The organism is Microbacterium jejuense, assembly GCF_039544225.1.
In the GTDB taxonomy this organism is placed as follows: domain Bacteria; phylum Actinomycetota; class Actinomycetes; order Actinomycetales; family Microbacteriaceae; genus Microbacterium; species Microbacterium jejuense.
On record NZ_BAABLG010000012.1, the window covers coordinates 22,771 to 49,097 of the forward strand.

The 26,327-nt window shown below is 71.4% G+C and carries 27 protein-coding genes; 6 read left to right on the top strand and 21 right to left on the bottom strand.

The annotated features are described in order from the left end of the window. Positions 1–23 precede the first annotated feature (23 nt). The 6 genes from ABEA46_RS17520 to infC form a co-directional block, all read right to left on the bottom strand. The gene (locus ABEA46_RS17520; RefSeq protein ID WP_345546333.1) at positions 24–941 is read right to left on the bottom strand and encodes a glutamate ABC transporter substrate-binding protein; all 918 of its coding nucleotides are present in this window, start codon (positions 939–941) and stop codon (positions 24–26) included. Positions 942–1,003: 62 nt separating this feature from the next. Then, positions 1,004–1,732, bottom strand: a complete 729-nt coding sequence (locus ABEA46_RS17525) for an amino acid ABC transporter ATP-binding protein (RefSeq protein ID WP_345546797.1) — start codon at positions 1,730–1,732, stop codon at positions 1,004–1,006. A 144-nt stretch (positions 1,733–1,876) separates the two neighbouring features. Then, positions 1,877–2,677 (bottom strand): TrmH family RNA methyltransferase, encoded by an 801-nt coding sequence (locus ABEA46_RS17530; protein WP_345546335.1) that lies wholly within the window; start codon positions 2,675–2,677, stop codon positions 1,877–1,879. A 71-nt stretch (positions 2,678–2,748) separates the two neighbouring features. Beyond that, positions 2,749–3,132 (bottom strand): 50S ribosomal protein L20, encoded by a 384-nt coding sequence (gene rplT, locus ABEA46_RS17535; protein WP_345546337.1) that lies wholly within the window; start codon positions 3,130–3,132, stop codon positions 2,749–2,751. A 32-nt stretch (positions 3,133–3,164) separates the two neighbouring features. Then, the gene (rpmI, locus tag ABEA46_RS17540) at positions 3,165–3,359 is read right to left on the bottom strand and encodes a 50S ribosomal protein L35 (protein ID WP_045297246.1); all 195 of its coding nucleotides are present in this window, start codon (positions 3,357–3,359) and stop codon (positions 3,165–3,167) included. A gap of 71 nt (positions 3,360–3,430) precedes the next feature. Continuing rightward, a complete protein-coding gene (infC, locus tag ABEA46_RS17545; protein WP_345546339.1) occupies positions 3,431–4,084 on the bottom strand; it encodes a translation initiation factor IF-3 in 654 nt (217 codons plus the stop codon). Between the two features lie 208 nt (positions 4,085–4,292). On the opposite strand from infC, the gene ABEA46_RS17550 reads away from it, so the two are divergent. Continuing rightward, a complete protein-coding gene (locus ABEA46_RS17550; protein ID WP_425563214.1) occupies positions 4,293–4,709 on the top strand; it encodes a DUF1844 domain-containing protein in 417 nt (138 codons plus the stop codon). On the opposite strand, the gene ABEA46_RS17555 is transcribed toward ABEA46_RS17550, so the two are convergent. The 7 genes from ABEA46_RS17555 to ABEA46_RS17585 all read right to left on the bottom strand — a co-directional run bounded on the left by ABEA46_RS17555 (position 4,702) and on the right by ABEA46_RS17585 (position 10,576). Further along, entirely contained in the window at positions 4,702–6,093 is a 1,392-nt protein-coding gene (locus ABEA46_RS17555) for a pyridoxal phosphate-dependent decarboxylase family protein (RefSeq protein WP_345546341.1), read from the bottom strand. The two genes, ABEA46_RS17550 and ABEA46_RS17555, sit on opposite strands and share 8 nt — an antisense overlap. Positions 6,094–6,167: 74 nt before the next feature. Then, positions 6,168–6,962, bottom strand: a complete 795-nt coding sequence (locus ABEA46_RS17560; protein WP_345546343.1) for an SseB family protein — start codon at positions 6,960–6,962, stop codon at positions 6,168–6,170. Next, positions 6,946–7,692 (bottom strand): bifunctional 1-(5-phosphoribosyl)-5-((5-phosphoribosylamino)methylideneamino)imidazole-4-carboxamide isomerase/phosphoribosylanthranilate isomerase PriA, encoded by a 747-nt coding sequence (gene priA, locus ABEA46_RS17565; protein ID WP_191173307.1) that lies wholly within the window; start codon positions 7,690–7,692, stop codon positions 6,946–6,948. Before priA ends, ABEA46_RS17560 begins: the two co-directional genes overlap by 17 nt. Positions 7,693–7,768: 76 nt before the next feature. Further along, positions 7,769–8,443 (bottom strand): imidazole glycerol phosphate synthase subunit HisH, encoded by a 675-nt coding sequence (hisH, locus tag ABEA46_RS17570; protein ID WP_345546346.1) that lies wholly within the window; start codon positions 8,441–8,443, stop codon positions 7,769–7,771. Then, complete coding sequence (gene hisB / locus ABEA46_RS17575; protein ID WP_345546348.1) at positions 8,440–9,048, bottom strand: imidazoleglycerol-phosphate dehydratase HisB; 609 nt, start codon at positions 9,046–9,048, stop codon at positions 8,440–8,442. Before hisB ends, hisH begins: the two co-directional genes overlap by 4 nt. Next, a complete protein-coding gene (locus ABEA46_RS17580) occupies positions 9,045–10,139 on the bottom strand; it encodes a histidinol-phosphate transaminase (RefSeq protein ID WP_345546349.1) in 1,095 nt (364 codons plus the stop codon). The genes hisB and ABEA46_RS17580 overlap by 4 nt, the downstream gene beginning before the upstream one ends. A 65-nt stretch (positions 10,140–10,204) precedes the next feature. Continuing rightward, the gene (locus ABEA46_RS17585) at positions 10,205–10,576 is read right to left on the bottom strand and encodes a LysM peptidoglycan-binding domain-containing protein (RefSeq protein ID WP_345546351.1); all 372 of its coding nucleotides are present in this window, start codon (positions 10,574–10,576) and stop codon (positions 10,205–10,207) included. 262 nt (positions 10,577–10,838) lie between these two features. Here ABEA46_RS17585 and lexA point away from each other — a divergent pair, with 262 nt between their 5' ends. Both lexA and ABEA46_RS17595 read left to right on the top strand, forming a co-directional pair. Further along, on the top strand, positions 10,839–11,519 hold the full coding sequence (lexA, locus tag ABEA46_RS17590; protein ID WP_345546353.1) for a transcriptional repressor LexA: 681 nt from the start codon (positions 10,839–10,841) through the stop codon (positions 11,517–11,519). 89 nt (positions 11,520–11,608) lie between these two features. Next, positions 11,609–13,162 (top strand): hypothetical protein, encoded by a 1,554-nt coding sequence (locus ABEA46_RS17595; RefSeq protein WP_345546355.1) that lies wholly within the window; start codon positions 11,609–11,611, stop codon positions 13,160–13,162. Positions 13,163–13,224: 62 nt separating this feature from the next. Here the strand turns inward: ABEA46_RS17595 and metE are convergent, their stop codons facing one another. Both metE and ABEA46_RS17605 read right to left on the bottom strand, forming a co-directional pair. Continuing rightward, on the bottom strand, positions 13,225–15,555 hold the full coding sequence (gene metE, locus ABEA46_RS17600) for a 5-methyltetrahydropteroyltriglutamate--homocysteine S-methyltransferase (RefSeq protein WP_345546357.1): 2,331 nt from the start codon (positions 15,553–15,555) through the stop codon (positions 13,225–13,227). A gap of 103 nt (positions 15,556–15,658) precedes the next feature. Beyond that, positions 15,659–16,621 (bottom strand): methylenetetrahydrofolate reductase, encoded by a 963-nt coding sequence (locus tag ABEA46_RS17605; protein ID WP_345546359.1) that lies wholly within the window; start codon positions 16,619–16,621, stop codon positions 15,659–15,661. Between the two features lie 254 nt (positions 16,622–16,875). Here ABEA46_RS17605 and ABEA46_RS17610 point away from each other — a divergent pair, with 254 nt between their 5' ends. After that, complete coding sequence (locus ABEA46_RS17610) at positions 16,876–18,789, top strand: S9 family peptidase (RefSeq protein ID WP_345546361.1); 1,914 nt, start codon at positions 16,876–16,878, stop codon at positions 18,787–18,789. A 7-nt stretch (positions 18,790–18,796) separates the two neighbouring features. Here ABEA46_RS17610 and ABEA46_RS17615 read toward each other — a convergent pair whose 3' ends face one another. Together ABEA46_RS17615 and hflX are read right to left on the bottom strand one after the other, a co-directional pair. After that, on the bottom strand, positions 18,797–19,177 hold the full coding sequence (locus tag ABEA46_RS17615; RefSeq protein WP_345546363.1) for a DUF5655 domain-containing protein: 381 nt from the start codon (positions 19,175–19,177) through the stop codon (positions 18,797–18,799). Further along, on the bottom strand, positions 19,164–20,495 hold the full coding sequence (gene hflX, locus ABEA46_RS17620) for a GTPase HflX (RefSeq protein ID WP_425563225.1): 1,332 nt from the start codon (positions 20,493–20,495) through the stop codon (positions 19,164–19,166). The genes ABEA46_RS17615 and hflX overlap by 14 nt, the downstream gene beginning before the upstream one ends. A gap of 311 nt (positions 20,496–20,806) precedes the next feature. Between hflX and ABEA46_RS17625 the strand changes: the two genes are divergently transcribed. After that, positions 20,807–21,451: a class I SAM-dependent methyltransferase gene (locus tag ABEA46_RS17625; protein ID WP_345546367.1), complete on the top strand. Its 645-nt coding sequence runs from the start codon at positions 20,807–20,809 to the stop codon at positions 21,449–21,451. 15 nt (positions 21,452–21,466) lie between these two features. After that, the gene (locus tag ABEA46_RS17630; RefSeq protein WP_345546369.1) at positions 21,467–22,420 is read left to right on the top strand and encodes a Dyp-type peroxidase; all 954 of its coding nucleotides are present in this window, start codon (positions 21,467–21,469) and stop codon (positions 22,418–22,420) included. A 33-nt stretch (positions 22,421–22,453) separates the two neighbouring features. Here the strand turns inward: ABEA46_RS17630 and dapF are convergent, their stop codons facing one another. The 4 genes from dapF to miaB are packed head-to-tail and all read right to left on the bottom strand — an operon-like array spanning position 22,454 to position 26,293. Beyond that, positions 22,454–23,326 carry a diaminopimelate epimerase gene (gene dapF, locus ABEA46_RS17635; protein ID WP_345546371.1) on the bottom strand — a complete coding sequence of 291 codons (873 nt, stop codon included), beginning with the start codon at positions 23,324–23,326 and terminating at the stop codon, positions 22,454–22,456. A 42-nt stretch (positions 23,327–23,368) separates the two neighbouring features. Further along, positions 23,369–23,791 (bottom strand): GNAT family acetyltransferase, encoded by a 423-nt coding sequence (locus ABEA46_RS17640; RefSeq protein ID WP_345546372.1) that lies wholly within the window; start codon positions 23,789–23,791, stop codon positions 23,369–23,371. Beyond that, positions 23,788–24,735, bottom strand: a complete 948-nt coding sequence (gene miaA, locus ABEA46_RS17645; protein ID WP_345546373.1) for a tRNA (adenosine(37)-N6)-dimethylallyltransferase MiaA — start codon at positions 24,733–24,735, stop codon at positions 23,788–23,790. The genes ABEA46_RS17640 and miaA overlap by 4 nt, the downstream gene beginning before the upstream one ends. Before the next feature lie 7 nt (positions 24,736–24,742). Continuing rightward, positions 24,743–26,293, bottom strand: a complete 1,551-nt coding sequence (gene miaB, locus ABEA46_RS17650) for a tRNA (N6-isopentenyl adenosine(37)-C2)-methylthiotransferase MiaB (RefSeq protein ID WP_345546374.1) — start codon at positions 26,291–26,293, stop codon at positions 24,743–24,745. Between the last annotated feature and the right edge of the window lie 34 nt (positions 26,294–26,327).

Genomic DNA, 26,327 nt, shown 5'->3' on the forward strand with positions numbered 1-26,327 from the left:
ACCGGCGCCGCCACGTCGTGAGATCAGTCCGCCGGGTCGACCTCGGGCTGCTCGGCCTTCACGCCGGACGCTCCGAGGTTGTTGTCGAAGATCTGCTGCCAGACGTCGTTGCCGTCGGTGAACATCGTGTTGATGAACTCCTGCAGGGCGGTGTCGCCCTTGGCGATGCCGACGCCGTAGCGCTCCTCGCTGAAGACCTCGCCGACGACCTTGAGGTTGTCGGGGTCCTGCGCGGCGTAGCCGATGAGGATCGCCTCGTCGGTCGTCACCGCGTCGACCTGACCGTTCTTGAGGTCCTCGACGCACTGCGAGTACGTGTCGTACTCCTTCGTCTGCGCGGTGCCGAGGTCCTTGATCCGCTGGATCGACGTCGAACCGGTCGCCGAGCACACCGTCATGTCGGCGGTCAGCGAATCGGGCCCGTCGATCGTGTCGTTGTCGGCCGCGACGAGCAGACCCTGACCCGTGATGAAGTACGGACCGGCGAACGAGATCTGCTCCTTGCGCTTGTCGGTGATCGAGTACGTGCCGACGTAGTAGTCGATGTCGCCGTTCACGATCGCCTGCTCGCGGTTGGCCGACGGGATCGCCGTGAACTCGATCTTGTCCTTGTCGTAGCCGAGGGATGCTGCGATCCAGCGGGCGATGTCGATGTCGAAGCCGGTCCGCTCGTTCGTGACGGGGTCGAGGTAGCCGAGACCGGGCTGGTCCTCCTTGACGCCGACCTTGACGCTGCCGCGCTCGGTGATCGCGTCGAACGTGGGGCTGCCGTCGATGGTGACGTCCGTCGCGACGGTCCAGGGGGTGCTCGACGTCTCTTCGCCGCCGCCGTCGTTCGTCGCGTCGGGCTCCGCGCCGGGCGTGCCGCTGTTGCACGCCGTCAGGGCGAGGGCCGCGACCGCGATGCCCGCGAGCGCCCCGCCGATTCGTAGCTTGCGCATGTGATCCTCCAAAGTCGGTTCCGTGTGTTCCTTCATTCGTCGCGCCGGTGCGGGCGCGGACGTCAGTGGGTGAGCAGCTTGGACAGGAAGTCCTTGGCCCGAGTGCTCTGCGGGTTCGTGAAGAACTCCTCGGGCGTGGCCTGCTCGACGATCTGCCCGTCGGCCATGAAGACGACGCGGTCGGCGGCCTTGCGCGCGAACCCCATCTCGTGGGTGACGACGATCATCGTCATGCCGTCCTGGGCGAGGCCGACCATGACGTCGAGCACCTCGTTGATCATCTCGGGGTCCAGGGCGCTGGTCGGCTCGTCGAACAGCATGACCTTCGGCTGCATGGCGAGCGCGCGGGCGATCGCGACGCGCTGCTGCTGACCGCCCGACAGCTGTGCCGGCAGCTTGGATGCCTGGTGCCCGACGCCGACGCGGTCGAGCAGCTGCTTGGCAAGGGCCTCGGCGTCGGCCTTCTTCATCTTCTTGACCTTGATGGGCCCGAGCGTGACGTTCTCGAGGATGGTCAGGTGCGAGAAGAGGTTGAACGACTGGAACACCATGCCGACGTCCGCGCGAAGGCCTGCGAGCGCCTTGCCCTCTTTGGGCAGCTCGTCACCGTCGATCGTGATCGAACCGCTCGTGATCGTCTCGAGGCGGTTGATGGTGCGACACAGCGTCGACTTGCCGGAGCCCGAGGGCCCGATGACCACGACGACCTCGCCGCGGTTGACCGTGAGGTCGATGTCCTTGAGCGCCTGGAAGTCGCCGTAGTGCTTCTGGACGTTCGTGATCTTGACCAGGGGCTCGCCGCGCCGCACCGAGATGTTGCTGGTCGGCGGCGCACTGTCGTCGGGCGTCATATCGCCACCCTAGGGCCGGTTTCCGACACGATGCCATAGCGGCACCCGCGTCTTAACCGTGTTGTAACAGGATGCCGGCAGCCCTCAGCCGGCCGCGCGCTGCGCGAACGCCGTCTCGTACAGGCACACGCTGGCGGCGGTCGCGAGGTTGAGCGACTCGGCGGCGCCGTAGATCGGCAGCCGCAGCGACAGGTCGGCGAGGGCGAGCGCGTCGTCCTCGAGGCCGCGCGCCTCATTGCCGAACAGCCACGCCGTGGGCTGCGAGAGCAGTTCGCGCGAGGCGAGGAAGTCGCCGCCGCCGACATCGGCCGCGATCACCTGGACGCCCGCGGCGCGGGCTTTCTCGACCACGACCGACAGTTCCACACCCACCGCGACGGGGACGTGGAACAGCGATCCGGTCGTCGCCCGCACGACCTTGGGGTTGTAAGGATCGACGGTCCGGCCGGTCAGGACGACGGCATCCGCCCCCGCCGCATCCGCGGCGCGGATGATCGTGCCGAGATTGCCGGGATCGCGCACCTCCTCGCAGATGGCGACAAGACGAGGGGATGCCGCGAACACCTCGCGCACCGACGTCGGAGACTGCCGTGCGACAGCGACGATCCCCTGCGGCGTCACGGTGTCGGCCATCGCATCGAGCACGGCCTCGGTCGTGTAGACGATCTCGAGCCCGGCATCCTTCGCCGCATCCCGCACGTCGGTGTGCTTGTCCATCGCCGTCGGCGTCGCAAAGATCTCGACGAGCGTCTCGGGCCGGTACGCGAGCGCCTCGCGCGCGGCCTGGGGCCCTTCCAGCAGGAACAGCCCGGTCTCTTGACGGGCGCTGCGCTTGGTCAGCTTCGCGACGGCGCGGACACGCGGAGAGCGGGGGTTCTCGAGCACGGCATCAGTCTAGGGACAAGAACGGGGCGCCCTCCGTGCGGAGGACGCCCCGTTTCGAGCGGATGCCGGTGTCAGGCGCTCTTGGGAGCGTTGACGTTCTCGGGCAGAGCCTTCTTGGCGGTCTCGACGAGCGACGCGAACGTCTTGGGCTCGTTCACCGCGAGCTCGGCGAGCATGCGGCGGTCGACCTGCACACCCGCGAGGCCGAGGCCCTGGATGAAGCGGTTGTACGTGATGCCGCTCTGGCGGGCAGCGGCGTTGATGCGCTGGATCCACAGACGGCGGAAGTCGCCCTTGCGCTTGCGACGGTCGCGGTACGCGTAGACGAGCGAGTGGGTGACCTGCTCCTTCGCCTTGCGGTACAGGCGCGAACGCTGACCACGGTAACCCGAGGCGCGCTCGAGGATGACGCGACGCTTCTTGTGGGCGTTGACGGCCCGCTTGACTCTAGCCATTTCGTTGTATTCCTATTCGTGCGTCGGCGCGCTCAGCGACCGAGGAGCTTCTTGGCGACCTTGGCGTCACCGGGAGCGAGGACCTGCTCCTGCGACAGACGGCGGGTGCGGCGGCTGGGCTTGCCCTCGAAGTTGTGGCGAAGGTTCGCCTGCTGCTTCATGAGCTTCCCGCTGCCGGTGACCTTGAAGCGCTTCTTGGCGCCCGAGTGGGTCTTCTGCTTCGGCATCTCTTCTTCCTTCGTTTCACATCCCGCCCAGGCGGGAGTCTCATCCCGCCGGTGCGGGAGTCTGTGGGGGCCTATTCGGCCGGGGCGGCCTCGGCCTCGGCGGCCGGGGCGTCTGCCGCCGGGGCCGCGCCGTTGCGGGCGGACCGGGCGGCCTCTTTGTTCGCGGCGCGCTGAGCGTTCTGCTCGGTCTTCACCTCGGACTTGTTCTTGTGCGGTGCGATGACCATCACCATGTTGCGGCCGTCGATCGTGGGGTTGGACTCCACGGTGCCGAACTCGGCCACGTCCTCGGCGAACTTGCGGAGCAGACGCACGCCCTGCTCGGGACGCGACTGCTCGCGACCGCGGAACAGGATCATCGCCTTCACCTTGTCGCCGGACTGGAGGAAGCCCTCGGCGCGCTTGAGCTTGGTGATGTAGTCGTGAGCCTCGATCTTCAGACGGAACCGGACCTCCTTGAGGACGGTGTTCGCCTGGTTGCGACGCGCTTCCTTGGCCTTCTGCGCGGCCTCGTACTTGAACTTGCCGTAGTCCATGATCTTGACCACGGGCGGCTTCGAGTTGGGGGCCACCTCGACGAGATCGAGGTCGGCTTCCTGAGCCAGGCGCAGCGCCACCTCGATGCGGACGACGCCGACCTGCTCTCCGTTCGGGCCGACGAGGCGGACCTCGGGCACCCGGATGCGGTCGTTGGTGCGGGGATCGCTGATGCGGAACTCCTTCATGCGGATGGATTCGCGGAAAGAGTCACGCATTCCACCCGGCACGACGCGAGCGCCGGCTCTCGCACCCTGAACTACCCCTGCCGCAAGCGGTCGGGGCGGAGTGCATGACCCGGTAGCCTGGAACGGCAAGCGCGGGTGGGATGTGATCCACTTTCCGATCCGATGCAGAACGCACCGGAGACCGCAGCAGTCTATCAGAGAGAACGGCGTGGACACGATTCGAGACCAGGACGGCGACCAGACGAGCGCTGCGGCGGTGGACGCGGAGCGTCAGGCCCGCTGGGAGGAGCAGGAACGGGTGGCGGCATCCGCGACCCGCGACATCGCGGACGTGCCCGCCGTCGAGGTGATCACCACGACCGCGGTTCACCTGCTGAGCGCGGCCGCGGTCAAGGTCGGCCTCGCCGACGACCCCGCCACGCAGACCGACCTCGACGAGGCGCGCAAGCTCATCAACGCCCTCGCCGGGCTCGTCACCGCCGGCGCCCCCGAGATCAGCGACATGCACGCACGCTCGCTGCGCGACGGCCTGCGCTCGGTGCAGCTCGCGTTCCGTGAGGCATCCGTCATCCCCGATCCGATCGGGCAGGGCCCCGGCGAGAAGTGGACCGGCCCGGTCAACTGACGCGGGCCAGGGCGGATGCCGCGGCCGCGAGCGTCCGCTCGACCTGGGCGGCATCGGTCCCCCAGTTGCTGACCGAGAAGCGCAGCACCGAGCGTCCGCGCCAGCGGGACGACGACGCGAAGGCGACACCGTCCGCACGCAGCGCGTCGGCCCACGCATCCGTGGCCTCATCGTCCGCGCGGGCGACGCACACCTGCGTGAAGACGACCTCGCCCAGCACCTCGACCCCCGGAAGCCTGGACAGGCCGGCGGCGAGTGCCGTGGCGGCATCCGTCAGCCGTTCCACGAGCGCGGTGACGCCGTCGCGGCCCATCGCGCGCAGCGCCGCATAGGTCGGCACGCCGCGCGCACGCCGCGACAGCTCGGGCACCCGGTCGTGAGGGTCGGCATGATCGACGCTCGCGGTGCGGCTGAGGTAGCTCGCCGTCATGCCCATCGCGGCGCGCATCGCCGCCGGGTCGGCGACGATCGCGATGCCGCAGTCGTACGGCACGCTCAGCGTCTTGTGCGCGTCGGTCGCCCAGGAGTCGGCCCGCTCGACGTCGAGGACGAGCGGACGCGTGCGAGGGGATGCCGCCGCCCACAGCCCGAAAGCGCCGTCGACGTGCACCCAGGCACCGGCGAGGTGGGCCAGGTCGATCGCGGCCCCGAAGTCGTCGAACGCTCCCGAGTGGAGGTTGCCGGCCTGCAGCACCACGACAGTCGGACCGTGGTCCATCGCCAGCTCGGCCTCCAGCGCGGCGACGTCGATCCGCCCCTGGTCGTCCACGGGAACCACGACGGGAGCGCCCAGCCCGAGCATGCGGACCGCGTGATCGACGGTGTCGTGCCGCTCCTCCCCGACGATCACCCGCACGCGCGGTCCGCCCGCGAGCCCCTGGATCGAGGAGTCCCAGCCGACATCGCGCAGCACCGCGTCGCGTGCGGCCGCCAGGCACGTGAAGTTCGCGATCGTGGCACCCGTGACGAACCCGACGTCCGAGCCGGGCGGAAGCCCCAGCAGGTCGAGGATCCACTCCCCCGCGAGCTCCTCGGCCGCCACCACACCCGGCGTGACGGCGCGCAGCGCGGTGTTCTGATCCCACGCCGACACCAGCCAGTCCGCCGCGAGCGCGGCCGGCTGCGTCCCGCCGATCACCCAGCCGAAGAACCGGGCGCTCGGCATGCCCATCAGCCCCGGCTCCACGGCGGCCGCCAGCCGGCGCACGACAGCCTCGGGATCGGTGGCGTCATCGCCGAGATCCCGTCCGAGCGCGTCCTTGACGGCGTCGACGCCCACGCGCGGCGGAATGGGGCGGTCGTCGAGGGCGGCGAGCCACGCGAGGGCGGACTCGGCCGCCGCGTCGAGCGCACGCGGGAACGCGTCGGATTCGGGATGCACCATTGCGACCTCCTGCTGCGGAAGCTGCCGTCGTGAGACAGGAGGACTCTATGCCCGAAGCGGGCTGTCTGTCGCGGTCAGGCCCGCACGAGTTTGACGGTGAGCGAGTCGACGAGCACCGCGATGCGGTCGTCGGCCGCCCAGCGCTTCGCGAGCCGCGCGAGCACCGCGTCGAGCTCGTCCTTCTCCAGCCCCCGCATCAGCTGCAGGCGCACGATCAGCTCGGGTCCGCGCAGCCGCGCCTCGGGGTCGCCGGACTCGACGACGAGGTCGATGACCGCCAGTTCGCCGCCGATGCTCTGGTGCAGCCCCGCCACGACCTCGGCCGACAGGAAGCTCGGCTCCCACGCGGAGCCCTGGCCGATCGCCCAGACGGCGGGCCGGCGGATCACGAACTCGGTCGCCGACCCGGGATCGACGACGATCAGGTCGGTGTCGTCGGCGGCCGCCGCGAGGGCGGTGCGGACGCCGTCCGCCGGGACCGGCCGGGCTGCGGCATCCCATCGCCTCATCGTGTCGACCGACGTGAACACCGGCAGCACGCGCCGGCCGTCGGGCGCGGCGACCGTCACGATCGACAGTTCCTGCGTCTTGTCGACCTCGAGGCCGTGGGGGCCGATGCCGTGATCTCCCTTGTCGGAGATCAGCGGGATCAGCAGGCGCGCCGCGCGGTACGCGTCGACGACGTCGGCCTGAGAGGCCGTTCCCGCACGGAATCCGGTCAGCGCGGCCAGCAGCGCCGGATCGGCCGAACCGTCGTCGGCGGCGTGCGGATTGCTGTGGAAGCTGCGTCCCTCCCACGGGACGCCGGCCGAATCGGCGGCGCCGTGGTGCGCGTGGCCGCCCGCGGCGGGATCAGTGTCCGGCGACATCCAGCGCCTCGGCGAGCGTGAAGGCGCCCGCGTACAGCGCCTTGCCGACGATCGCGCCCTCGACGCCCAGCGGCACGAGCTCGCGCAGCGCTGCGATGTCGTCGAGGCTCGAGACACCGCCCGAGGCGACGATCGGCTTCGGGGTGCGCGTGGTCAGCTCGCGCAGCAGGTCGAGGTTCGGACCCTTGAGGGTGCCGTCCTTGGTCACGTCGGTGACGACGTAGCGGCTGCAGCCGGCGGCCTCGAGGCGATCGAGCACCGTCCACAGGTCGCCGCCCTCGCGGGTCCAGCCGCGCGCCGCGAGCGTCGTGCCGCGCACGTCGAGCCCGACGGCGATCGCGTCGCCGTAACGGCTGATGACATCAGCCGCCCACTCCGGGTTCTCCAGCGCCGCGGTGCCGAGGTTGATGCGCGAGGCGCCGCTCTCGAGCGCCGCCTCCAGCGTGCGGTCGTCGCGGATGCCGCCGGACAGCTCGACCTGAACGCCCTTGACCTGCTTGATCGCGCGACGCAGCACGGCGGCGTTGCTGCCGCGGCCGAACGCCGCATCCAGGTCGACGAGGTGGATCCACTCCGCCCCCTGACGGGCGAAGTCCAGCGCGGCGTCGACGGGGTCGCCGTAGCTCGTCTCGGTTCCTGCCTCACCCTGGGTGAGGCGGACCGCCTTGCCGTCTGCGACGTCGACGGCGGGCAGGAGGACAAGCTTGGGCGTAGACGCGAAATCGTTCATGTTTTCCTGGCTGATCAAGTCATGTGCGTGCGGACGGGGTCACGCGCGGCGGGCGCCGGCGCGGACGGGCACGAGTTCAGAGGGTAGCTGCGCGGAGCCCGTCGATCCAATTCGTCAGAAGCCGGATGCCCGCATCGCCCGACTTCTCGGGGTGGAACTGCGTGGCCGACAGCGGCCCGTTCTCGACCGCCGCGAGGAACGGCGTGCCGTAGTCGCACCACGTCAGCACCGGCTCGGGGAACGGCGGCTGGACCTCCAGCAGCCACTTCTGCGCACCGAACGAGTGCACGAAGTAGAACCGCTCGTCCTCGATGCCGCGGAACAGCCGCGATCCGTCGCCCGCCTGCACCGTGTTCCAGCCCATGTGCGGCAGGACCGGTGCATCGAGCTCGGTGACCACGCCCGGCCACTCGCCGAGGCCCTCGGTGTCGACCGCGCGTTCCACGCCGCGCTCGAAGAAGATCTGCATGCCGACGCACACCCCCAGCACGGCGCGCCCGCCGGCCAGCCGCCGCTCGATGAGCTCGTCGCCGCGGCTCGCCCGGAGCGCCTCGGCCACGGCGCGGAACGCCCCGACGCCCGGCACGAACAGGCCGTCGGCATCCATCACGAGTCCGCGGTCGGAGGTGAGCCGCGCGTCCGCCCCTGCGGCGATGAGCGCCTTGACGGCGGAGTGCACGTTGCCCGACCCGTAGTCGAGCACCGCCACGACCGGCTTGTCGCCCTCGTTGCGGGCGTCGTCGTCGGTCACAGCGCACCCTTCGTGCTCGGGATGCCGTCCACCAGCGGATCGAGGGCCTTGGCCTGGCGGAACGCGCGCGCGAACGCCTTGTACTCCGCCTCGGCGATGTGGTGCGGGTCACGCCCTGCGAGGACGTTGACGTGGACGGTGAGGGCCGCGTTGAACGAGATCGCCTCGAACGTGTGGCGTACGAGTGAGCCGGTGAAGTGCCCGCCGATGAGGTGGTGCTCGAAGCCTGCCGGCTCGCCGGTGTGCACGAGGTACGGTCGGCCGCTGATGTCGACGACGGCCTGCGCGAGCGCCTCGTCCAGCGGGACCAGCGCGTCGCCGTAGCGCGAGATCCCCGACTTGTCGCCCAGGGCCTCGCGGATCGCCTGACCGAGCACGATCGAGATGTCTTCGACGGTGTGGTGCGCGTCGATGTCGGTGTCGCCCGACGCGCGCACCGTCAGGTCGGTCAGCGAGTGCTTCGCGAAGGCGGTCAGCAAGTGGTCGAAGAAGGGCACCGTCGAGTCGATGCGGCTGCGGCCGGTGCCGTCGAGGTCGAGGTCGAGCTCGACCGTGGACTCGCTGGTCGCGCGCCGGAGGGATGCGGTGCGAGGTGCGGCGCTCATGCGGCCGATCCTACCGAGGCGAGGGCGTCGAGGAACGCCGTGGTCTCGCCCGCGGTGCCTGCCGTGACCCGCAGGTGGTGCGGGATCCCGACGTCGCGGATGAGCACGCCCTGGTCGTACAGCGCCTGCCAGGTCTCGGCGGGGTAGTCGACGTCGCCGAACAGCACGAAGTTCGTCCACGACTCGTGCGGCCTGTAGCCCAGGGCCTCGACTGTCGCCGTGATGCGGTCGCGCTGGGCGACGATCTCGTCGACCATGCCGAGCATCACCGGCGCGTGCCGCAGTGCAGCCGACGCGGCGGCCTGCGTGAGCGCGCTCAGGTGGTACGGCAGGCGGACGAGTCGCAGCGCATCGATCAGCGCGGGATCGGCGGCGAGGTAGCCGACGCGGGCGCCGGCGAACGCGAACGCCTTGCTCATGGTGCGCGAGACCACGAGGCGCTCGCGCCCGGGCAGCAGGGTGAGGGCCGAACGCGCGTCGGCGGGCGCGAACTCGAAGTACGCCTCGTCGACGATCACGATGCCGTCGGTCGCCTCGTACACCGCCTCGACCACGTCGAGACCCAGCGGAGTGCCGGTCGGGTTGTTCGGCGCACACAGGAACACGACGTCGGGTGCGGCGTCGGCGACCTGCGCGGCGGCGTCGGACGCGCTGACCGTGTAGTCGTCGGAACGGGTGCCCGACACCCACTGGGCGCCGGTGCCGCGCGTGAGCAGCGGATACATGGAGTACGTGGGCGAGAAGCCGAAGGCGGTGCGCCCCGGTCCTGCGAAGGCCTGCAGGATGTGCTGCAGCACCTCGTTGGAGCCGTTGGCCGCCCAGATCTGGTCGCGGGTCAGGCCGTGCCCGAGATAGTCGGCGAAGCCCTCACGCAGAGCCGTGAATTCGCGGTCGGGGTAGCGGTTGACATCGCGCAGTGCACGGGCGATCGAATCGAGGATGTCGTCGGCGACGTCCTGCGGAACGGGATGCGTGTTCTCGTTGACGTTCAGGGCCACGGGGAGCGGGGCCTGCGGGGCGCCGTAGGGCTTCTGCCCACGGAGGTCGGCGCGTAAAGGGAGGTCTTCGAGACGTGCACTCACCCCTCCCATGGTAGAGCGGTGCGGGGTCGCCGAACCCCAGGTGACGAAGAGCGACCGACCGCTCGCGCTCTGGCTCAGTGCTCGTCGGCGTACTGCGCGGGGATGGCCAGTCGCTGGCCGGCCTGCACCGACACGCCGGTCAGCGCGTTGAGCCGCGCGATCTGGTCGACGACATCACGGGGGTCGTGCCCGGGAGCGACCTCTTCGGCGATCGACCACAGCGTGTCGCCCGCCGACACGAGCACGGTCTCGAACGAGTCGACCGGAGTGCCGCTGTCGCGCGAGGCGAGGGCCGCACCGCCGCCCAGCGCGAGAGCGGCGCCCAGCGCCACGAGCGCGGGCAGCGCGGCCAGCAGAGCGAGGACCCGGCGACCGCGGACGGTCAGCCGGAGACGCGTGGCACGGGCCGGCGCGGCGACGGGCGACGGGAAGCTGATCGCGGTCATGCTGTTCTCCTCCTGCTGGGGAGAGATTCGCATCCCCCGCTCGGCCGGGAGCGGGGAATCCGAACCTCTTTTCCGAAGCTATCTTCGATTCTCAACGATGTCAACAGTCGATTCCGATGCATATCCGTCGAACGCGACACGCGGCGGGGTTGTTCCCCTCAGCGCATGGATCCGGATACGGTTTCGATAAGAGAACCCCACCACGGGCCTCCGACATTCGAAGAAACAGCGCTCGACGACGCAGCGCAGGACGGAGCCGGACATGAGCGACGCGGCCGGTCGCGACAAGCCACAGACCCGACGACGCAAGAGCCTCAGCGACAAGCAGCTCGCGATCCTCGAGGTGATCCAGCGCTCCATCGCCCGTCACGGCTACCCGCCGAGCATGCGCGAGATCGGCGACGCCGTCGGCCTGAAGTCGCTGTCCAGCGTCACGCACCAGCTCAACCAGCTCGAGCTCAGCGGATACCTCCGCCGCGACGCGGGCAAGACCCGCGCGATGGAGGTGCTGATCGACCTGCCCGGCGCATCCACCGAGAACCCGGCCGACACGGCGCCCGCGCTGGGCGACGCGGCGCTGGTGCCCCTGGTCGGACGGATCGCCGCCGGCGTGCCCATCACGGCCGAGCAGCAGGTGGAGGAGATCTTCCCCCTCCCCCGTCAGCTCGTCGGCAAGGGCGACCTGTTCATGCTGAAGGTGTCGGGCGAGTCGATGATCGACGCGGCCATCTGCGACGGCGACTGGGTCGTCGTCCGCTCCCAGGCCACGGCCGACAACGGCGACATCGTCGCCGCGATGCTCGACGGCGAGGCGACAGTCAAGACGTTCCGCCAGCGCGACGGCCACACCTGGCTGCTCCCGCGCAACTCCGCGTTCGAGCCGATCCTGGGCGACGAGGCCGTCGTGCTGGGCAAGGTCGTCGCGGTCCTGCGCGCGGTCTGACGCCGCGGCCCCTCGCAAGCCCCGGCGCTTTCGACGGCAGACGGAGCGGGAGGTGGCGGGATGTCGTCTGCAAGCGCTATAAGGGGGGAATGACCGCCGATGCGACCACCGCCGACGACACCGCCGCGCTGCGTGCGAGGCTCGAAGCCCTCGAGGCCGAGAACGCCCGCCTGAGAGCGACGACCGACGAGGACGCGACCCCCGCGTCGGACGAGCGGCTGAAGGGCTCCCGCTGGCGGGCGTTCTTCTCGGCACTGTGCATCGTGCTGGCGACGATCCTCGTGCCCACGTCGATCGTCGGCGCGTGGGCGCGCAGCGAACTTGTGGACGAAGAGACGTTCGTGGCCACGCTGGCGCCGCTCGCGCAGGACCCGCACGTGCAGAACCTCATCATCTCGGAGGCGATGGACGCGGTCGACGCGAAGGTCGACTTCACCGAGATCACCGGCAACGTGATCGACGGGATCTCTGACCTCGGTCTGGGCCCGCGTGCCGCCGCCGCCCTCAAGCTGCTGCAGCAGCCGGCGGCCGACGGGCTGCACAATCTGGTCGAGACCGGCGTCACGCGCGTCGTGCAGTCCGATGCGTTCGCGGACGTGTGGACGACCGCGGTCCGCGCGGCGCACCGCGCGCTCGTGACGACCGCCACCTCGGACGGCGCCGGCGTCTTCGTGCTGACAGACGAGGGCCTGGGCATGAAGCTCGGGCCGATCATCGAGCAGGTCAAACAGAAGCTGGTCGACAGCGGTGTGGGGGTGGCATCCCTCATCCCCGCGGTCGACAAGACGATCATCATCGGCGACGGGTCGGCGGTCAGCACGATCCGCACCGTGTACGCGATCGCCGACGTCGCCGGTTGGTGGCTGCCCTTCATCACCATCGGCCTCTTCGTCGCCGGCATCCTGATCGCGCGTCGCCGCCCGGTCGCCGTGCTCGGAACCGGCATCGCCCTGTTCATCGGCGGGGCGGCGCTGGCATCGACGTTCTCGGTCGGCACGCTCGTCGTGGCCAATGCCGCCAGCCAGCTCGACCTGTCGGTGTCGGCACTCGACGTCATCTACAACGCGCTCGTCGACGACATGCACCGCACGGCGCTGATCGTGGCTCTGCTGGGCGTGCTGATCGCCGTGATCGGATGGGTCAGCGGTCGCTGGAAGCCCGCGCGCCGCTTCCGCGGGTTCGTCAGCGGTCTGAACGCGAGCGCCCGCGCCGCACTGGCCGCGCGCGGCCTGGACACCGGCCGGTTCGGGGTCTGGATGGGCCGTCAGCGCGTGCTGGTGCGCGCCATCGTGATCGTGCTCGCCGTCATCTGGCTGATGGCGCTGCGTCCCCTCTCGGGTGGCGACGTCGCCCTCGTGGTGATCGTCGCACTCGTGGTCGCCTGGGTGCTCGAGCTGCTGCAGAAGCGGCCCGACGACGCGGCGCGCGCCGCCGCGGCGCGGCGCTCCGACGACGCGTCCGCGGCGGAGGGCGCCTCGGCGTCGGCGTCCGACGACCCCGCCGAGACAGCCGACGAGGGCACGAACGACACGCTCCCGCTCCCCTCGCCCGATGCCGACACGACACCGCTGCCCGACCTCGGGCCTGCGGCCGGAACTGGCGACGAGGGTGCGGCATCCCCTCGCCCGCCGAAGGGCGCCTAGCCGGAAACGAGCAGGGCCGGTGCGGGCGACCGCACCGGCCCTGCTCGTTCGCGAGTTCAGGATCAGGCGTTCAGACGCTCCCGCACGCCGGCGGTGGCCGCCACGAGGTTGCGCAGCGACGCGACGGTCTCGTCGTAACCGCGGGTCTTGAGGCCGCAGTCCGGGTTGACCCACACGCGACGCAGCGGCAGCTCTGCGACGGCACGGTCCAGCAGCGCGCCGATCTCGGCGACGGCGGGCACGCGCGGCGAGTGGATGTCGTAGACGCCCGGGCCGATGCCGGCCGCGAAGCCCGACGTCGCGATGTCGCCGATCACCTCGCCGCGGCTGCGCGCCGCCTCGATCGAGGTCACGTCGGCGTCCAGCGCCGCGATCGCGTCGATGACGACGTCGAACTCCGAATAGCACAGGTGCGTGTGCACCTGCGTAGCGGGGGCGGCGCCGGCCGTCGCGAGCCGGAACGACCCGACCGACCAGTCGAGGTATGCCGGCTGGTCCGCCTTCTTGAGGGGCAGCAACTCGCGCAGCGCGGGCTCGTCGACCTGGATGACGCGGATGCCGGCCGCCTCGAGATCGGCGATCTCGTCGCGCAGCGCCAGCGCGACCTGGTTCGCGGTGTCGCCGAGCGGCTGGTCGTCGCGCACGAACGACCACGCGAGGATCGTCACCGGCCCCGTGAGCATGCCCTTCATCGGCTTGTCGGTGAGCGACTGCGCGAACACCGACCAGTCGACAGTGATGGGCGCCGGACGCGAGACGTCCCCCCACAGGATCGAGGGCCGCGTGGCGCGCGAGCCGTACGACTGCACCCAGCCGTGCTCGGTGACGGCGAATCCGTCGAGGTTCTCGGCGAAGTACTGCACCATGTCGTTGCGCTCGGCCTCGCCGTGCACGAGGACGTCGAGCCCGAGGTCTTCCTGCAGCGTCACGACGCGCGCGATCTCGTCGCGCAGGAAGCCCTCGTACTCGTCGGCCGAGAGTTCGCCGCGACCGTGACGGGCGCGGGCGCGACGGATGTCGCCGGTCTGCGGGAACGAGCCGATCGTCGTGGTCGGCAGCACCGGCAGGCCGAGCTCGGCGTCCTGCGCAGTGGCGCGCGCGTCGTAGTCGCCGCGGTCGAAGTCCGCGGCCTGCAGCGCGGCGGCCTGGGCGCGCACCGCGCCGTCGCGCACGCCCGGCGCCGAGCGGCGATCGGCGAGGGCGAGGGATGCCGCCGACACCGCGTCCTCGATGGCTCCGCGTCCCTCGACCAGGCCCGACGCGAGCGTCACGACCTGCGCAGCCTTCTGGTCCGCGAAGGCGAGCCAGGACGCGAGGCGCGGGTCCAGCGCTCCCTCGTCCTCGACGTCGTGCGGCACGTGCTGGAGCGAGGTCGACGTGCCGGCGCTCACCTGCGCGGCGCCGAGCGCGCGCAGGGCGTCGAGGCGATCCCACGCGGCGGCGAGGTCGCCCCGCCACACGTTGCGGCCGTCGATCACGCCCCCCACGAGGGTCTTGCCGGCGAGCCCGTCGACCGCTGCCGGCACCGCGCCGCGGCTGAGGTCGAGCGCGATCGCCTCGATCGGTGCGGTGGCCAGCGCGGTCCACGCCGGCGCCGACAGCTGGGCGTATCCGGCGGCCACGAGCACGCGCGGGCGGTCGGCGGCGGCACCGAGCACCGCGTAGGCGCGAGCCGCGGCATCCGCCAGCTCTACGGGGCTCGCGGCGAGGCTCTCGCTTACCAGCGCGGGCTCGTCGAGCTGCACCCACTCGGCGCCGGCGGCCCGCAGGGCGGCGAGCAGCTCGACGTACACCGGAACGAGGTCGTCGAGGCGCTCGAGCGGGTCGAAGCCGGCCGGCGCGCCGTCGGCGGCCTTCGCGAGGGCCAGGAGTGTCACGGGGCCCACGACGACCGGGCGGGTCGTGAAGCCGTCGGCCTTGGCCTCGGCGACCTGGCGGGCGAACCTGTCGCTGGACAGCGAGAACGCCGTCCCGGGGCCGATCTCGGGCACGAGGTAGTGGTAGTTCGTGTCGAACCACTTCGTCATCTCGAGCGCCGCATCCTCGCCGGCGCCGCGCGCGGCCGTGAAGGCGGCGTCGAGACCGATGCGTCCGTCGGCATCGCGGAGGGCGGCGAAGCGCTCCGGAAGCGCGCCCACGGCGACGGCGGCGTCGTGCACCTGGTCGTAGAACGAGAACGACTCGGGGATCGACGAGTCGTCGCGGCCGAGTCCGAGCTCGGCGAGCCGGGCGCGCGTCGCACGGCGCAGCTCGGCGGCTGTCGCCTCGAGGGTCGCCTCGTCGATCGTGCCGGCCCAGTAGGCCTCGACGGCGCGCTTGAGCTCGCGGCGCCGCCCGATGCGGGGGTAGCCGAGGATCGTCCCGTGCGGGAAGGCGGTGCGGGAGTCGGTCATCGTGTTCTCTCTTTCGGTCTCGATGGGTGTCGTTGGGCGGGCAGGCGTGTGCAGGGTCGCCGAAGAGACCCGTCGGACCTCCGACGGGATGCGGCGCCCGGGCTCAGCGGACGGCGTCGGGCATTCGTGACGCCGAGGCGAGGAGCCCGGCGTCCTGCAGTACCGCGAGCACGATGTCGTGGTTGTTGAAGGCGTAGAGGTGGATGCCGGGTGCTCCGCCGTCGCGGACGGCCCGGGCGAGCTCGGCGGCGTGGGCGATACCGGCGGCGCGCTGACCCTCGGTCGTCTGCTCGGCCTCCAGTGCCGCGGCGAGCGCGTCGGGACGCGGGACCTCGGTCAGCTCGAGCGTCCGCCGCAGCCGCGCCGGCGAGGTGATCGGCATGATGCCCGGCAGGATCGGGATCGTCACCCCGGCCTGGCGGGACGCGGCGACGAAGCCCAGATAGTCGTCGGCGTCGAAGAACAGTTGCGTGATGGCGAGCGTCGCACCCGCCGCCTCTTTGGCGAGCAGGGCGTCGATGTGCTCGGTCGCGTGACGGGAGCGCGGGTGGCCGTTCGGGAACGCCGCCACCGCGATGTCGACCTTCGGCCGCCGGTCGACGCGCGCAGCCCCCGGCACGCCGGGGATCGGCGCCTCGGTGTACGGCTCGCGCTCGGACTGCACGCGGTCGATGAGCTGCACGAGCTGCGCGGCGCTCTCGAGGTCGCCGAGGAACGCGTCGTCCTGGGCGGCGCCGACAGGCGGGTCGCCGCGCAGCGCGAGGAAGCTCGTGATCCCGGCATCCAGGAACTCCCGGATGAGCGCGTTCGCACCCGTCCAGGTGTTTCCGACACAGGTGAGGTGGGCGAGCGGCTCGACGTCGGTCTCGCGAAGGATGTGCGTGAGCAGTTCGAGCGAGCGCCCTCCGGTCGAGCCGCCGGCGCCGTAGGTGACCGAGATGAATCGGGGACCGACGCCCGCCAGATGCCGGATGGTCTCGTGCAGCGCAGGCCAGCCGGCCTCGGTGCGAGGCGGGTACACCTCGAACGAGATCGGCACGGGGGGTGCGCTCAGGTCGATCGGCATCGTGTTTCTCCGGTGGACAGTGCTGCCTGTGGGGAGGGGGCTCAGCCGAGACGGAAAAAGCCCGGTCGGCCGCGGCACCGCTCGTGCCGTGGGGCACGGGGTGTCATCGCGGGCGGGTGCCGGGCTCGGCTGTCGCTCCTGCCCGGTCGTGACCGGGCGACGATGCGTCCACCGTAGCGGATCCTCCGGGGCCCGCGGTTCCTGTGACCTTCTGTTTCGCTGCGGCGGCGTCCGGGACACCGTAGCGTGGGGGCGTGACCTCACCCGCATCCGCCCCCTACGGCAGCTGGATCTCCCCCCTCACCGCGGCGGAGGTCTCGGCATCCTCCGCCCGCATCGAAGGCGCCCGTTTCGTCGGCGACGACGTGTGGTGGGGCGAGTCGATCGCCGAGGAGGCGGGGCGCTCGGGCGTGCGCCGGCGTGACGCCTCGGGCGCGGTCGTGGACGTGCTGCCCGCACCGTGGAGTGCCCGGTCGCGCGTGCACGAGTACGGCGGCGGCTCGTGGACCGCCCACGAGGACGGCACCCTCTTCTTCGTCGAGAAGGGCGACCAGCGGGTGTGGCGGCTCTCGGCCGGCGCCGGCGACCCGACGCCGTTGACACCGGAGGCCGGCGACGTCCGCTACGGCGGGCTGACGCTGCAGCACGGGCGTCTGCTGGCCGTGCGCGAGGATCACACGACGACCGATCGCGTGCCGCCGCGCGACGTGGTCGAGATCGCCGCCGACGGCTCGGGGCCGCAGTCCGTCGTGGCCGGAAGCGATTTCGTCGCGCACCCTGCGCTGTCGGCCGACGGCACGCATCTCGCGTGGATCGCGTGGGATCACCCTCACATGGCGTGGGACAGCGCAGAGCTCCGCGTCGGGCGCCTCGAGGGCGGCCGGGTGGACTCGTGGCGCACACTCGCCGGCGGCGGCTCGTCGCCCCTGCAGCCGGAGTGGACCGGCGAGGACGAGCTCGTGTTCGCCGACGACCCGACCGGACGCTGGAACCTGTGGCGGGCGCGCGTGACGGACGACACCCCCTCACCCGTCGCACCGGCCGACGCCGACACCGGCGGGCCGCTGTGGGCGCTGGGCACGCGCTGGTTCGCCGTGCTCGAGGACGGCCGCATCGTCGCGGTGCGCACGAACGGCGCCGACACGCTCGTCGCGATCACGCCGGCGGGCGATGAGCGCGCCCTCCTCGTCGACCCCGTCACCAACCTCTCGCTCGAAGACGCGCGCGGGTCGCGCGTGCTGCTCTCCGGCGCGGGCGCCCGCGGCGCCGGCCTGTGGCTCGTCGATGTCGACCGCCCCGCCGAGTCCCGCGTGATCGCCGGCGCCACGTCCCCGTGGGGGGACGAATGGATGCCGCTCCCCCGCGCCGTCACCCTCCCCGGGCCGCATGGTCCGGTGCACGCGTTCGACTATCCGCCCACGAATCCCGGCGCCTTCGCTCCGGAGGACCAGCTGCCGCCGTACGTCGTGTTCGTGCACGGCGGTCCGACGAGCCATGTCGGGGGTGCGGCATCCGGCAAGATCGCGTACCTGACCAGCCGCGGCATCGGCGTGCTCGACGTCAACTACGGCGGCTCGACCGGCTACGGCCGCGCCTATCGCGAGCGTCTGCTCGGGCAGTGGGGCGTGGTCGACGTCGACGACGTGGTCGCCGCCGCGCGCGGGATCGGCAGGGCCGGCACCGCCGATCCGGCGCGCATCGCCGTCGCGGGCGGGTCGGCGGGCGGCTGGACCGTGCTGTGCGCCGTGACGAACTCCGACGCGTTCGGCGCCGGCATCAGCCGCTACGGCGTCGCCGACCTGCGACGCCTCGCCGAGGACACGCACGACTTCGAGGCGCGCTACCTCGACGGCATGGTCGGGCCGCTCCCCGAGTCCGAGGCGCTGTACATCGAGCGGTCGCCCCTGTCGCACCTCGATCGACTGCGCACGCCGCTGCTCATCGAGCAGGGACTGGACGATCTGGTCGTGCCGCCGTCGCAGTCCGAGGCGGTGCGCGACGCCCTGGCCGCGAACGGCGTGGCCCACGCCTACCTGGCGTTCGAGGGCGAAGGGCACGGCTTCCGCGGCGCCGACACGATCGTGCGGACGCTCGAGGCCGAACTCGCGTTCCTCGGCCAGATCTTCGGCTTCGAGACGCCCGGCGTGCCGGCGCTCCCGCTCGAATGAGGCGGCGTCAGCTGCCGAGGTGGGCTCCGCAGCCGACGGCGTAGGCCTCGTCGACCCAGCCGGCGAAGGTCTCGTCGAGCTCGTCGGCGCTGTGGATGCGGAAGTGGTTGACGAACAGGCGACGGCCGTACGGAGCCGCCGACCCGATCCGCGGGTCGGCGTCGAGCGGCCGCATCAGATCGAGGTATCCGATCACACCCCGTCGGTCGGGGCGCGCGCCGGCGAACCCTCGCCGCGGCCCCTTGAAGGTGATCGTCGTCTTGGAGACGGAGTGCACGACCTCGCCGTGCGCGAGGATCATCGCCTCGACCGCGCGGAACAGCGCCACGCTCTCTTCGGGCTGGCCGCGCAGGTGATCCTGCACGGTCCAGCCCTCAGCCTCGGGCATACGGCGCCAGCCTCGCCGCCAGGTGCTCGCCGACGCGGGCATGCACCGCGGTGCCGCCCTCTTCGTGCTGCTGCGACAGGAGCATGCCGTGTTCGTGGATCGCCGAGACGAGGTCTCCGCGGTCGTACGGCACGAGCACGTGCACCTCGACGGCCGGAAGCGGCAGCGCCGCCTCGATCGCCGCACGCAGCTCCTCGATCCCCTCGCCGGTGCGCGAGGACGCGAAGATCGCCTTGGGCTCCAGCCCACGCAGCACGAGGCGCGTGTCGTCATCGACGAGATCGGCCTTGTTGAAGACCACGAGCTCGGGGATGTCGCGCGCGCCGACGTCGCCGATCACGTCGCGCACCGTCGCCAGCTGGGCGGCCGGGTCGGGGTGCGAGCCGTCGACGACGTGGATGATGACATCGGACCCGCCGACCTCCTCCAGCGTCGAGCGGAAGGCCTCCACGAGCTGGTGGGGCAGGTTGCGCACGAAGCCGACGGTGTCGGTCAGGGTGTAGATGCGCCCATCGGTCGTCTCGGAACGCCGCACGGTGGCATCCAGGGTCGCGAACAGCGCGTTCTCGACCAGGACGCCCGCGCTCGTCAGGCGGTTCAGGAGCGACGACTTTCCGGCGTTCGTGTATCCGGCGATCGCGACCGACGGGATCGTGTTGCGCTTGCGCTCGGCACGCTTCGCGTCGCGCGCCGGTGCGAAGTCGCGGATCTGCTTGCGCAGCTGCGCCATCTTCGTGCGGATGCGGCGACGGTCCAGCTCGATCTTGGTCTCACCGGGACCGCGCGAGCCCATGCCCGCACCGCCGGCACCGACCTGGCCACCGGCCTGGCGGCTCATCGACTCGCCCCAGCCGCGCAGGCGCGGGAGCAGGTACTCCAGCTGCGCGAGCTCGACCTGGGCCTTGCCCTCGCGGCTCTTGGCGTGCTGGCTGAAGATGTCGAGGATCACCGTCGTGCGGTCGATCACCTTCACCTTCACGACGTCCTCCAGCGCGCGGCGCTGGCTGGGCGCGAGCTCGGTGTCGGCGATCACGGTGTCGGCTCCGACCGCCGCGACGATGTCGCGCAGCTCCTCGGCCTTGCCGCGACCGATGTAGGTCGCCGGGTCGGGGTGAGGGCGCCGCTGCAGCACCGCGTCGAGCACGACCGCGCCGGCCGTCTCGGCGAGCGCCGCAAGCTCGCGCAGCGAGTTCTCGGCGTCGTCGGCCGCGCCCTGCGGGTGCACGCCCACGAGCACGACGTTCTCCAGCCGCAGTTGGCGGTACTCGACCTCGGTGACGTCTTCGAGCTCGGTGGAAAGCCCGGGCACGCGGCGCAGCGCGGCGCGCTCCTCGCGGTCCCACTGCTCGCCGTCGGTGTCGGCGCGTCCGATCGTGGCCTCGTCCTGCAGCGCCTGTGCGGCGCCGAAGACGTGCACCCCGGACCGCGCTTCGGCGCGCGACAGCACCCGATCCACCGGGTCCACCGGGGTCTCGTCGGTGCTGCGGGGTGTGGTCGTATCCGTCATGTGTTCCTTCGTGTGTCGGTGGATGCCGGTTTTCGGCCCATCATCGGCCGATCAGAGGCATCCGTGAATTCTAGTCGCGCCCGGTGGGCACAGGGGTGGGTCCTCCGCTAGGCTCGTCAGCCATGGGCGGCGATCACTACTTCAGTGCAACCCCCGCCAGTCCCGAGAATCTGCGACGCGTCCGCGTCCAGCTGGCCGGCCGCGATCTCGACGTCACCACCGCCGGCGGCGTCTTCAGCCCCGACCACGTCGACTCGGGAACCGGCGTGCTCCTGGCGAACACGCCGCCGCCTCCGGCCGGAGGCGACTTCCTCGATCTGGGCTGCGGCTGGGGCCCGATCGCGCTGAGTCTCGCGCTGGAGGCGCCGCACGCCACGGTGTGGGCGGTCGACGTCAACGAGCGCGCCCTCGACCTCGTGCGACGCAACGCCGAGGCTCTCGGACTCGACAACGTCAACGCAACGCTGCCCGACGATGTTCCCGACGACGTGGTGTTCCGCACGATCCGGTCCAATCCGCCCATCCGCGTGGGCAAGAACGAGCTGCACGGGCTGCTCGAACGCTGGATCCCTCGCCTGGACGAACGTGCCGATGCGTGGCTGGTCGTGCAGCGCAACCTCGGCTCCGACTCGCTGCAGCGCTGGCTCGCGGCCACGTTCGCCCACGGCTACAGCGTGCATCGCTCGGCGACCGCGCGCGGCTTCCGCGTGCTGAAGGTGCGCCGGCACGGCACGCCGCCCACCGAGGACATCCCCATCATCGCGTGATCCCAGGAGCCGAGCGTGTCGGACGATCGACGAGTCCCCATCGAGCCGCAGCGCGTCGACGCGCCTCTCACCCGCTCCGCCGTGTTCCTCGTGCTCACGGTCCGCGACACCCCTGAAGCGGTCGCCGTCGTGCGCGGCGTGCTCGGCGACCTCGCCGACGTCACCAAGAACGTGGCGTTCCGCGATCTCGGCGCCTCGCTCTCGTGCACGGTCGGCATCGGCGCCGCCCTCTGGCCGAAGGTGATCGGCGCCGATCTGCCGCGAGAACTGCACGGGTTCCGCGCGATCGCGGGCGCGACCCACACCGCGATTAGCACACCCGGCGACCTGCTGTTCCACATCCGCGCCGATCGGCGCGACCTGTGCTTCGAGCTCGAACGCCAGCTCGTGGGACTGCTCGGCGATGCGGTCGACGTCGCCGACGAGACGGAGGGCTTCCGGTACTTCGACGCCCGCGACCTGCTCGGCTTCGTCGACGGCACCGCGAACCCGGTGGGCCAGGCGCTGCCCGAGTCGACGCTCGTGGGCTCCGAGGACCCGGCGTTCGCCGGCGGGAGCTACGTCGTCGTGCAGAAGTACGTGCATCCGCTGGAGCGGTGGGCGGCGCTCACGGCCGAGCAGCAGGAGGCGATCATCGGTCGCACCAAGCCCGACGGGATCGAGCTCGACGACGCCGGACCCGCGGCGCAGAAGTCGCACAAGACACTCGCCACGATCGTGGACGACGCGGGCGGGGAGCACGACATCCTGCGCGACAACATGCCTTTCGGCTTCCCCGGACGCGGCGAGTTCGGCACCTACTTCATCGGCTACGCGCGACGCCAGTGGGTGATCGAGCGGATGCTGGAACGCATGTTCATCGGCGACCCGCCCGGTCTGCACGACCGGCTGCTCGACTTCTCGACGCCGCTCACGGGTGCGGCGTTCTTCGCGCCGTCGGCGACGCTTCTGGAGTCCCTCGCGGACTGAGCCGGGCGCTGTGACAGCGCCCGGGGCGAGGGATCATGCCAGCGTGACCTCGCCGGTGTAGACGAGCGTGGCCGGGCCCGAGAGCAGCACGTGCCGCTCCCCTTCGACCTCGGGCATCCTCACGCCCAGCGTTCCGCCGGGGACGTCGACGACCCACCGGTCGGGCGCGGCGGGGCCGGCCCAGTGACGCACCGCGAGGGCCGCCGCCGCGACGCCGGTACCGCAGCTCAGCGTCTCGCCGACGCCGCGCTCGAACACGCGCATGCGAATGGAGCCGACGCCCTCGTGGACGAGCGGGTCGCTGGGCACCACGAACTCGATGTTGGCGCCCTGCGGCGGCTCGGGACTGAGGAGCGGCTGCACCGCGAGGTCCAGGCCCTCCAGCTCGGTCTCTTCGGGCAGCGCCACGACGACGTGGGGGTTGCCGACGTCGATGCCGACGCCGGGTCGCGGCGCGCCGCCGCCGCGCGTGCGCACGAGCACTTCGGACTCGTCCACGCGCCAGGGGCCGAGGTCCACCTCGTACCCGCGCTCGCTGCGGGTCACGGTCTTGACGCCCGCGCGCGTGCCGACCGCGAGGGGGCCGTCCTCGAGGTCTACCCAGCCGACGTCGACGAGGTAGCGCACGAAGACACGCACACCGTTGCCGCACATCTCGGCCTTCGACCCGTCCGCGTTGCGGTAGTCCATGAACCACTCGGCACCTGCGGCCGCGGCCTGTGCGCCCTCGGGGATCGAGGCCGCGCGCACCACGCGCAGGATGCCGTCGCCGCCGATGCCGAAGCGCCGGTCGCACAGCACGGCGACCTGGTCGTCGGAGAGGTCGAGGGCGCCGTCGGGATCGGGGACGATCACGAAGTCGTTGCCGGTGCCGTGGCCCTTGGTGAACGCGATCGTCTGCGGCATCGTCCCAGTCTACGGGCGGGCCGGACGGCCCCCGCTCCCGGGTCAGTCCGCGATCAGGCGCTTGCCGGTGGCCCAGACGTCGAACGCCTCGTAGCCGAGCTCGTCGTAGAACCCGCGGGCGATGCCGTTGTCCGGCCGCACCATCAGCTGGACCTTCGGGCAACCCATGTCGAGCAGCAGCTCCTCGGCCCGCTCGATGAGGAGCCGCCCGATCCCCTCGCCACGGCGGTGCGGCGCACTCGCCAGGTAGTAGAGCCAGCCGCGGTGGCCGTCGTAGCCGGCCATCACCGAACCGACGATCGCCCCGCCGTCGACCGCGACGAGGAACAGCTCCGGCTGCACGCTCAGCTTGCGGTTGATGTCCTGGTACGGGTTGTTCCACGGGCGCGTGAGCCCGGCCGCCTGCCAGAGCGACACGACGGCCTCGGTATCGGGGAGTGCGAACGCACGGATCTCGGGGGTCATGTCCCCGAGTCTGCCAGGCCGCCGGCATCCGCTCCCGGGGCCACCCACCGCGCGGCGTCATATCTCTTGAACCACGACACCTGGCGTCGCGCGTAGCGGCGGGTGAGCGCCTGCGTCTCGGCGATCGCCTCGTCCTGGGTCAGGTCGCCCGCGAGCTGGGCCAGCGCCTGCGCGTAGCCGATGGCGCGCCGAGCGGTGACGCCGTCTTCGAGCCCCCGGCCGCGCAGCGCCTGCACCTCGTCGAGGATCCCGTCGCGCCACATCGCCTCGACCCGCGCGTCGAGCCGGGTAACGAGCTCGTCGCGGGGCACGCCGACCGCGATGATGCGCGTGTCGGGATGCCACTCCACCGGCGCTTCGGGAAGGGCCGCGCCGTGCGTGCGCTCCCCGAGCTCGAGCACCTCGAGAGCCCGCACGATGCGGCGGCCGTTGCGGGGGTCGACCTTCTCGGCGGTGGCCGGGTCGAGCTCGCGCAGCCGCGCGAACAGCGCTCCCGGACCGGACCGGTCGAGCTCTGCCTCCAGGCGTGCGCGCACCGCCTCGTCGCGCGGCGGGAAGCGGAAGTCGAACAGCACGCTCGACACGTACAGTCCCGAGCCGCCGACGAGGATCGCGTCCGCACCGCGGGAGTGGATGCCGCGCACGGCGGTGCGGGCGGCATCCTGATACCAGGCCACCGCAGCCTCGTCGGTCACCTCGAGCGCGTCGAAGAGATGATGCGGGATGCCGCGCCGCTCGCCGACCGGAAGCTTCGCCGTACCGATGTCCATGCCGCGGTACAGCTGCATCGCATCGGCGTTGACGATCTCGGCCGGGCGCCCGCGGGCGGCGAGCGCCTCGGCGAGGTCGAGCGACAGCGACGTCTTGCCGGTGCCGGTGGCACCGACGACGGCCCACAGCGTCGGCGCATCGCCGCCGTGCGGGGTCGGCCCGGGGACGGTCACCGCCGGATCAGACGCCGATGCGCAGCGTCGGAAGCCCGAGCGACACCGCGCGCGGGGCGCCGTCGGCGCTCGCGGGTGCGGGCACGGCGCACGACTCGGCCTGCGACCGATCCCACGCGTCGCCCGAACGCGTCCGGCGGATGCGCAGCGGCGCGCCGTCCGGCGAGTCCGCGAGGAGGTGGAACGGCGCGGCGTGCGTCACGACGACCGACACGACGTCACCGGGGCGCGGAGTCTCGGAGCCGTCCGGAACCTCGAAGTGCACGAGCCGGTTGTCTTCGGCACGGCCGGTGAGGCGATGCGTCTCGGCGTCCTTCTTGCCCTCGCCGGTCGACACGAGCACCCGCACCTCGCGGCCGACCTGCTTCTGGTTCTCTTCGAGCGAGATGCGCTCCTGCAGGGCGATGAGGCGCTCGTATCGCTCCTGCACGACCTCTTTCGGCACCTGGTCGGCCATGGTCGCCGCAGGAGTGCCCTCGCGGATCGAGTACTGGAACGTGAACGCGCTCGCGAACCGCGCCTGCTCGACGACGCGCATGGTGTCTTCGAAGTCCTCGTCGGTCTCACCCGGGAAGCCGACGATGATGTCGGTCGAGATGGCGGCGTCGGGCATCTTGGCGCGCACGCGGTCGAGGATGCCGAGGAACCTCTCGCTGCGGTACGAACGGCGCATCGCCTTGAGGATCCGGTCGCTGCCGGACTGCAGCGGCATGTGCAGCTGCGGCATGAGGGCGTCCGTCTCCGCCATCGCGTCGATGACGTCGTCGGTGAACGCGGCCGGGTGCGGGCTCGTGAACCGGATCCGCTCGAGGCCGTCGATCTCGCCCGCGGCACGCAGCAGCTTGCCGAACGCCTGGCGGTCGCCGAACTCGACGCCGTACGAGTTGACGTTCTGGCCGAGGAGGGTGACCTCCATGGCGCCGTCGTCGACCAGCAGCCGGATCTCGTTGAGGATGTCGCCGGGACGGCGGTCCTTCTCCTTGCCGCGCAGGCTCGGCACGATGCAGAACGTGCAGGTGTTGTTGCAGCCGACCGAGATCGACACCCAGCCGCTGTAGACGCTGTCGCGCTTGGTCGGCAGCGTCGACGGGAAGATCTCGAGCGACTCGAGGATCTCGAGCTCGGCCTCGCCGTTGTGCCGCGCACGCTCGAGCAGGCTCGGCAGCGATCCCATGTTGTGCGTGCCGAACACGACGTCGACCCAGGGCGCCTTCTGCTGAACGACGTCCTTGTCCATCTGCGCGAGGCAGCCGCCGACGGCGATCTGCATGCCCTCGTGCTTGTCTTTGCGGGACTTCAGGTGGCCGAGCGTGCCATACAGCTTGCCGGCGGCGTTGTCGCGCACGGCGCACGTGTTGATGACGACGACGTCGGCCTCTTCGCCGGCGTCGGCGCGCACGTAGCCGGCGCTCTCGAGGGAGCCCGAGAGCCGCTCGGAGTCGTGCACGTTCATCTGGCAGCCGAACGTGCGCACCTCATAGGTGCGGGCGCGGCCGTCGGCGTCGAGCGACGCGTCCGACGGCGCGATGAGAGTCGGTGATGCGGAAGGGGAAGACATGATCCCGCCATTCTACGAGCCGCGACTGTGCGAG

What these genes read in the sequence shown, in the direction of transcription:
- ABEA46_RS17520 (WP_345546333.1), bottom strand. Translation starts at nt 941, where the DNA reads ATGCGCAAGCTACGAATCGGCGGGGCGCTCGCGGGCATCGCGGTCGCG.
- rplT (WP_345546337.1), bottom strand. Translation starts at nt 3,132, where the DNA reads ATGGCTAGAGTCAAGCGGGCCGTCAACGCCCACAAGAAGCGTCGCGTC.
- rpmI (WP_045297246.1), bottom strand. Translation starts at nt 3,359, where the DNA reads ATGCCGAAGCAGAAGACCCACTCGGGCGCCAAGAAGCGCTTCAAGGTC.
- infC (WP_345546339.1), bottom strand. Translation starts at nt 4,084, where the DNA reads ATGAAGGAGTTCCGCATCAGCGATCCCCGCACCAACGACCGCATCCGG.
- ABEA46_RS17555 (WP_345546341.1), bottom strand. Translation starts at nt 6,093, where the DNA reads ATGGTGCATCCCGAATCCGACGCGTTCCCGCGTGCGCTCGACGCGGCG.
- ABEA46_RS17560 (WP_345546343.1), bottom strand. Translation starts at nt 6,962, where the DNA reads ATGTCGCCGGACACTGATCCCGCCGCGGGCGGCCACGCGCACCACGGC.
- priA (WP_191173307.1), bottom strand. Translation starts at nt 7,692, where the DNA reads ATGAACGATTTCGCGTCTACGCCCAAGCTTGTCCTCCTGCCCGCCGTC.
- hisB (WP_345546348.1), bottom strand. Translation starts at nt 9,048, where the DNA reads ATGAGCGCCGCACCTCGCACCGCATCCCTCCGGCGCGCGACCAGCGAG.
- ABEA46_RS17580 (WP_345546349.1), bottom strand. Translation starts at nt 10,139, where the DNA reads ATGGGAGGGGTGAGTGCACGTCTCGAAGACCTCCCTTTACGCGCCGAC.
- ABEA46_RS17585 (WP_345546351.1), bottom strand. Translation starts at nt 10,576, where the DNA reads ATGACCGCGATCAGCTTCCCGTCGCCCGTCGCCGCGCCGGCCCGTGCC.
- lexA (WP_345546353.1), top strand. Translation starts at nt 10,839, where the DNA reads ATGAGCGACGCGGCCGGTCGCGACAAGCCACAGACCCGACGACGCAAG.
- ABEA46_RS17595 (WP_345546355.1), top strand. Translation starts at nt 11,609, where the DNA reads ATGACCGCCGATGCGACCACCGCCGACGACACCGCCGCGCTGCGTGCG.
- metE (WP_345546357.1), bottom strand. Translation starts at nt 15,555, where the DNA reads ATGACCGACTCCCGCACCGCCTTCCCGCACGGGACGATCCTCGGCTAC.
- ABEA46_RS17605 (WP_345546359.1), bottom strand. Translation starts at nt 16,621, where the DNA reads ATGCCGATCGACCTGAGCGCACCCCCCGTGCCGATCTCGTTCGAGGTG.
- ABEA46_RS17615 (WP_345546363.1), bottom strand. Translation starts at nt 19,177, where the DNA reads ATGCCCGAGGCTGAGGGCTGGACCGTGCAGGATCACCTGCGCGGCCAG.
- ABEA46_RS17625 (WP_345546367.1), top strand. Translation starts at nt 20,807, where the DNA reads ATGGGCGGCGATCACTACTTCAGTGCAACCCCCGCCAGTCCCGAGAAT.
- dapF (WP_345546371.1), bottom strand. Translation starts at nt 23,326, where the DNA reads ATGCCGCAGACGATCGCGTTCACCAAGGGCCACGGCACCGGCAACGAC.
- ABEA46_RS17640 (WP_345546372.1), bottom strand. Translation starts at nt 23,791, where the DNA reads ATGACCCCCGAGATCCGTGCGTTCGCACTCCCCGATACCGAGGCCGTC.
- miaB (WP_345546374.1), bottom strand. Translation starts at nt 26,293, where the DNA reads ATGTCTTCCCCTTCCGCATCACCGACTCTCATCGCGCCGTCGGACGCG.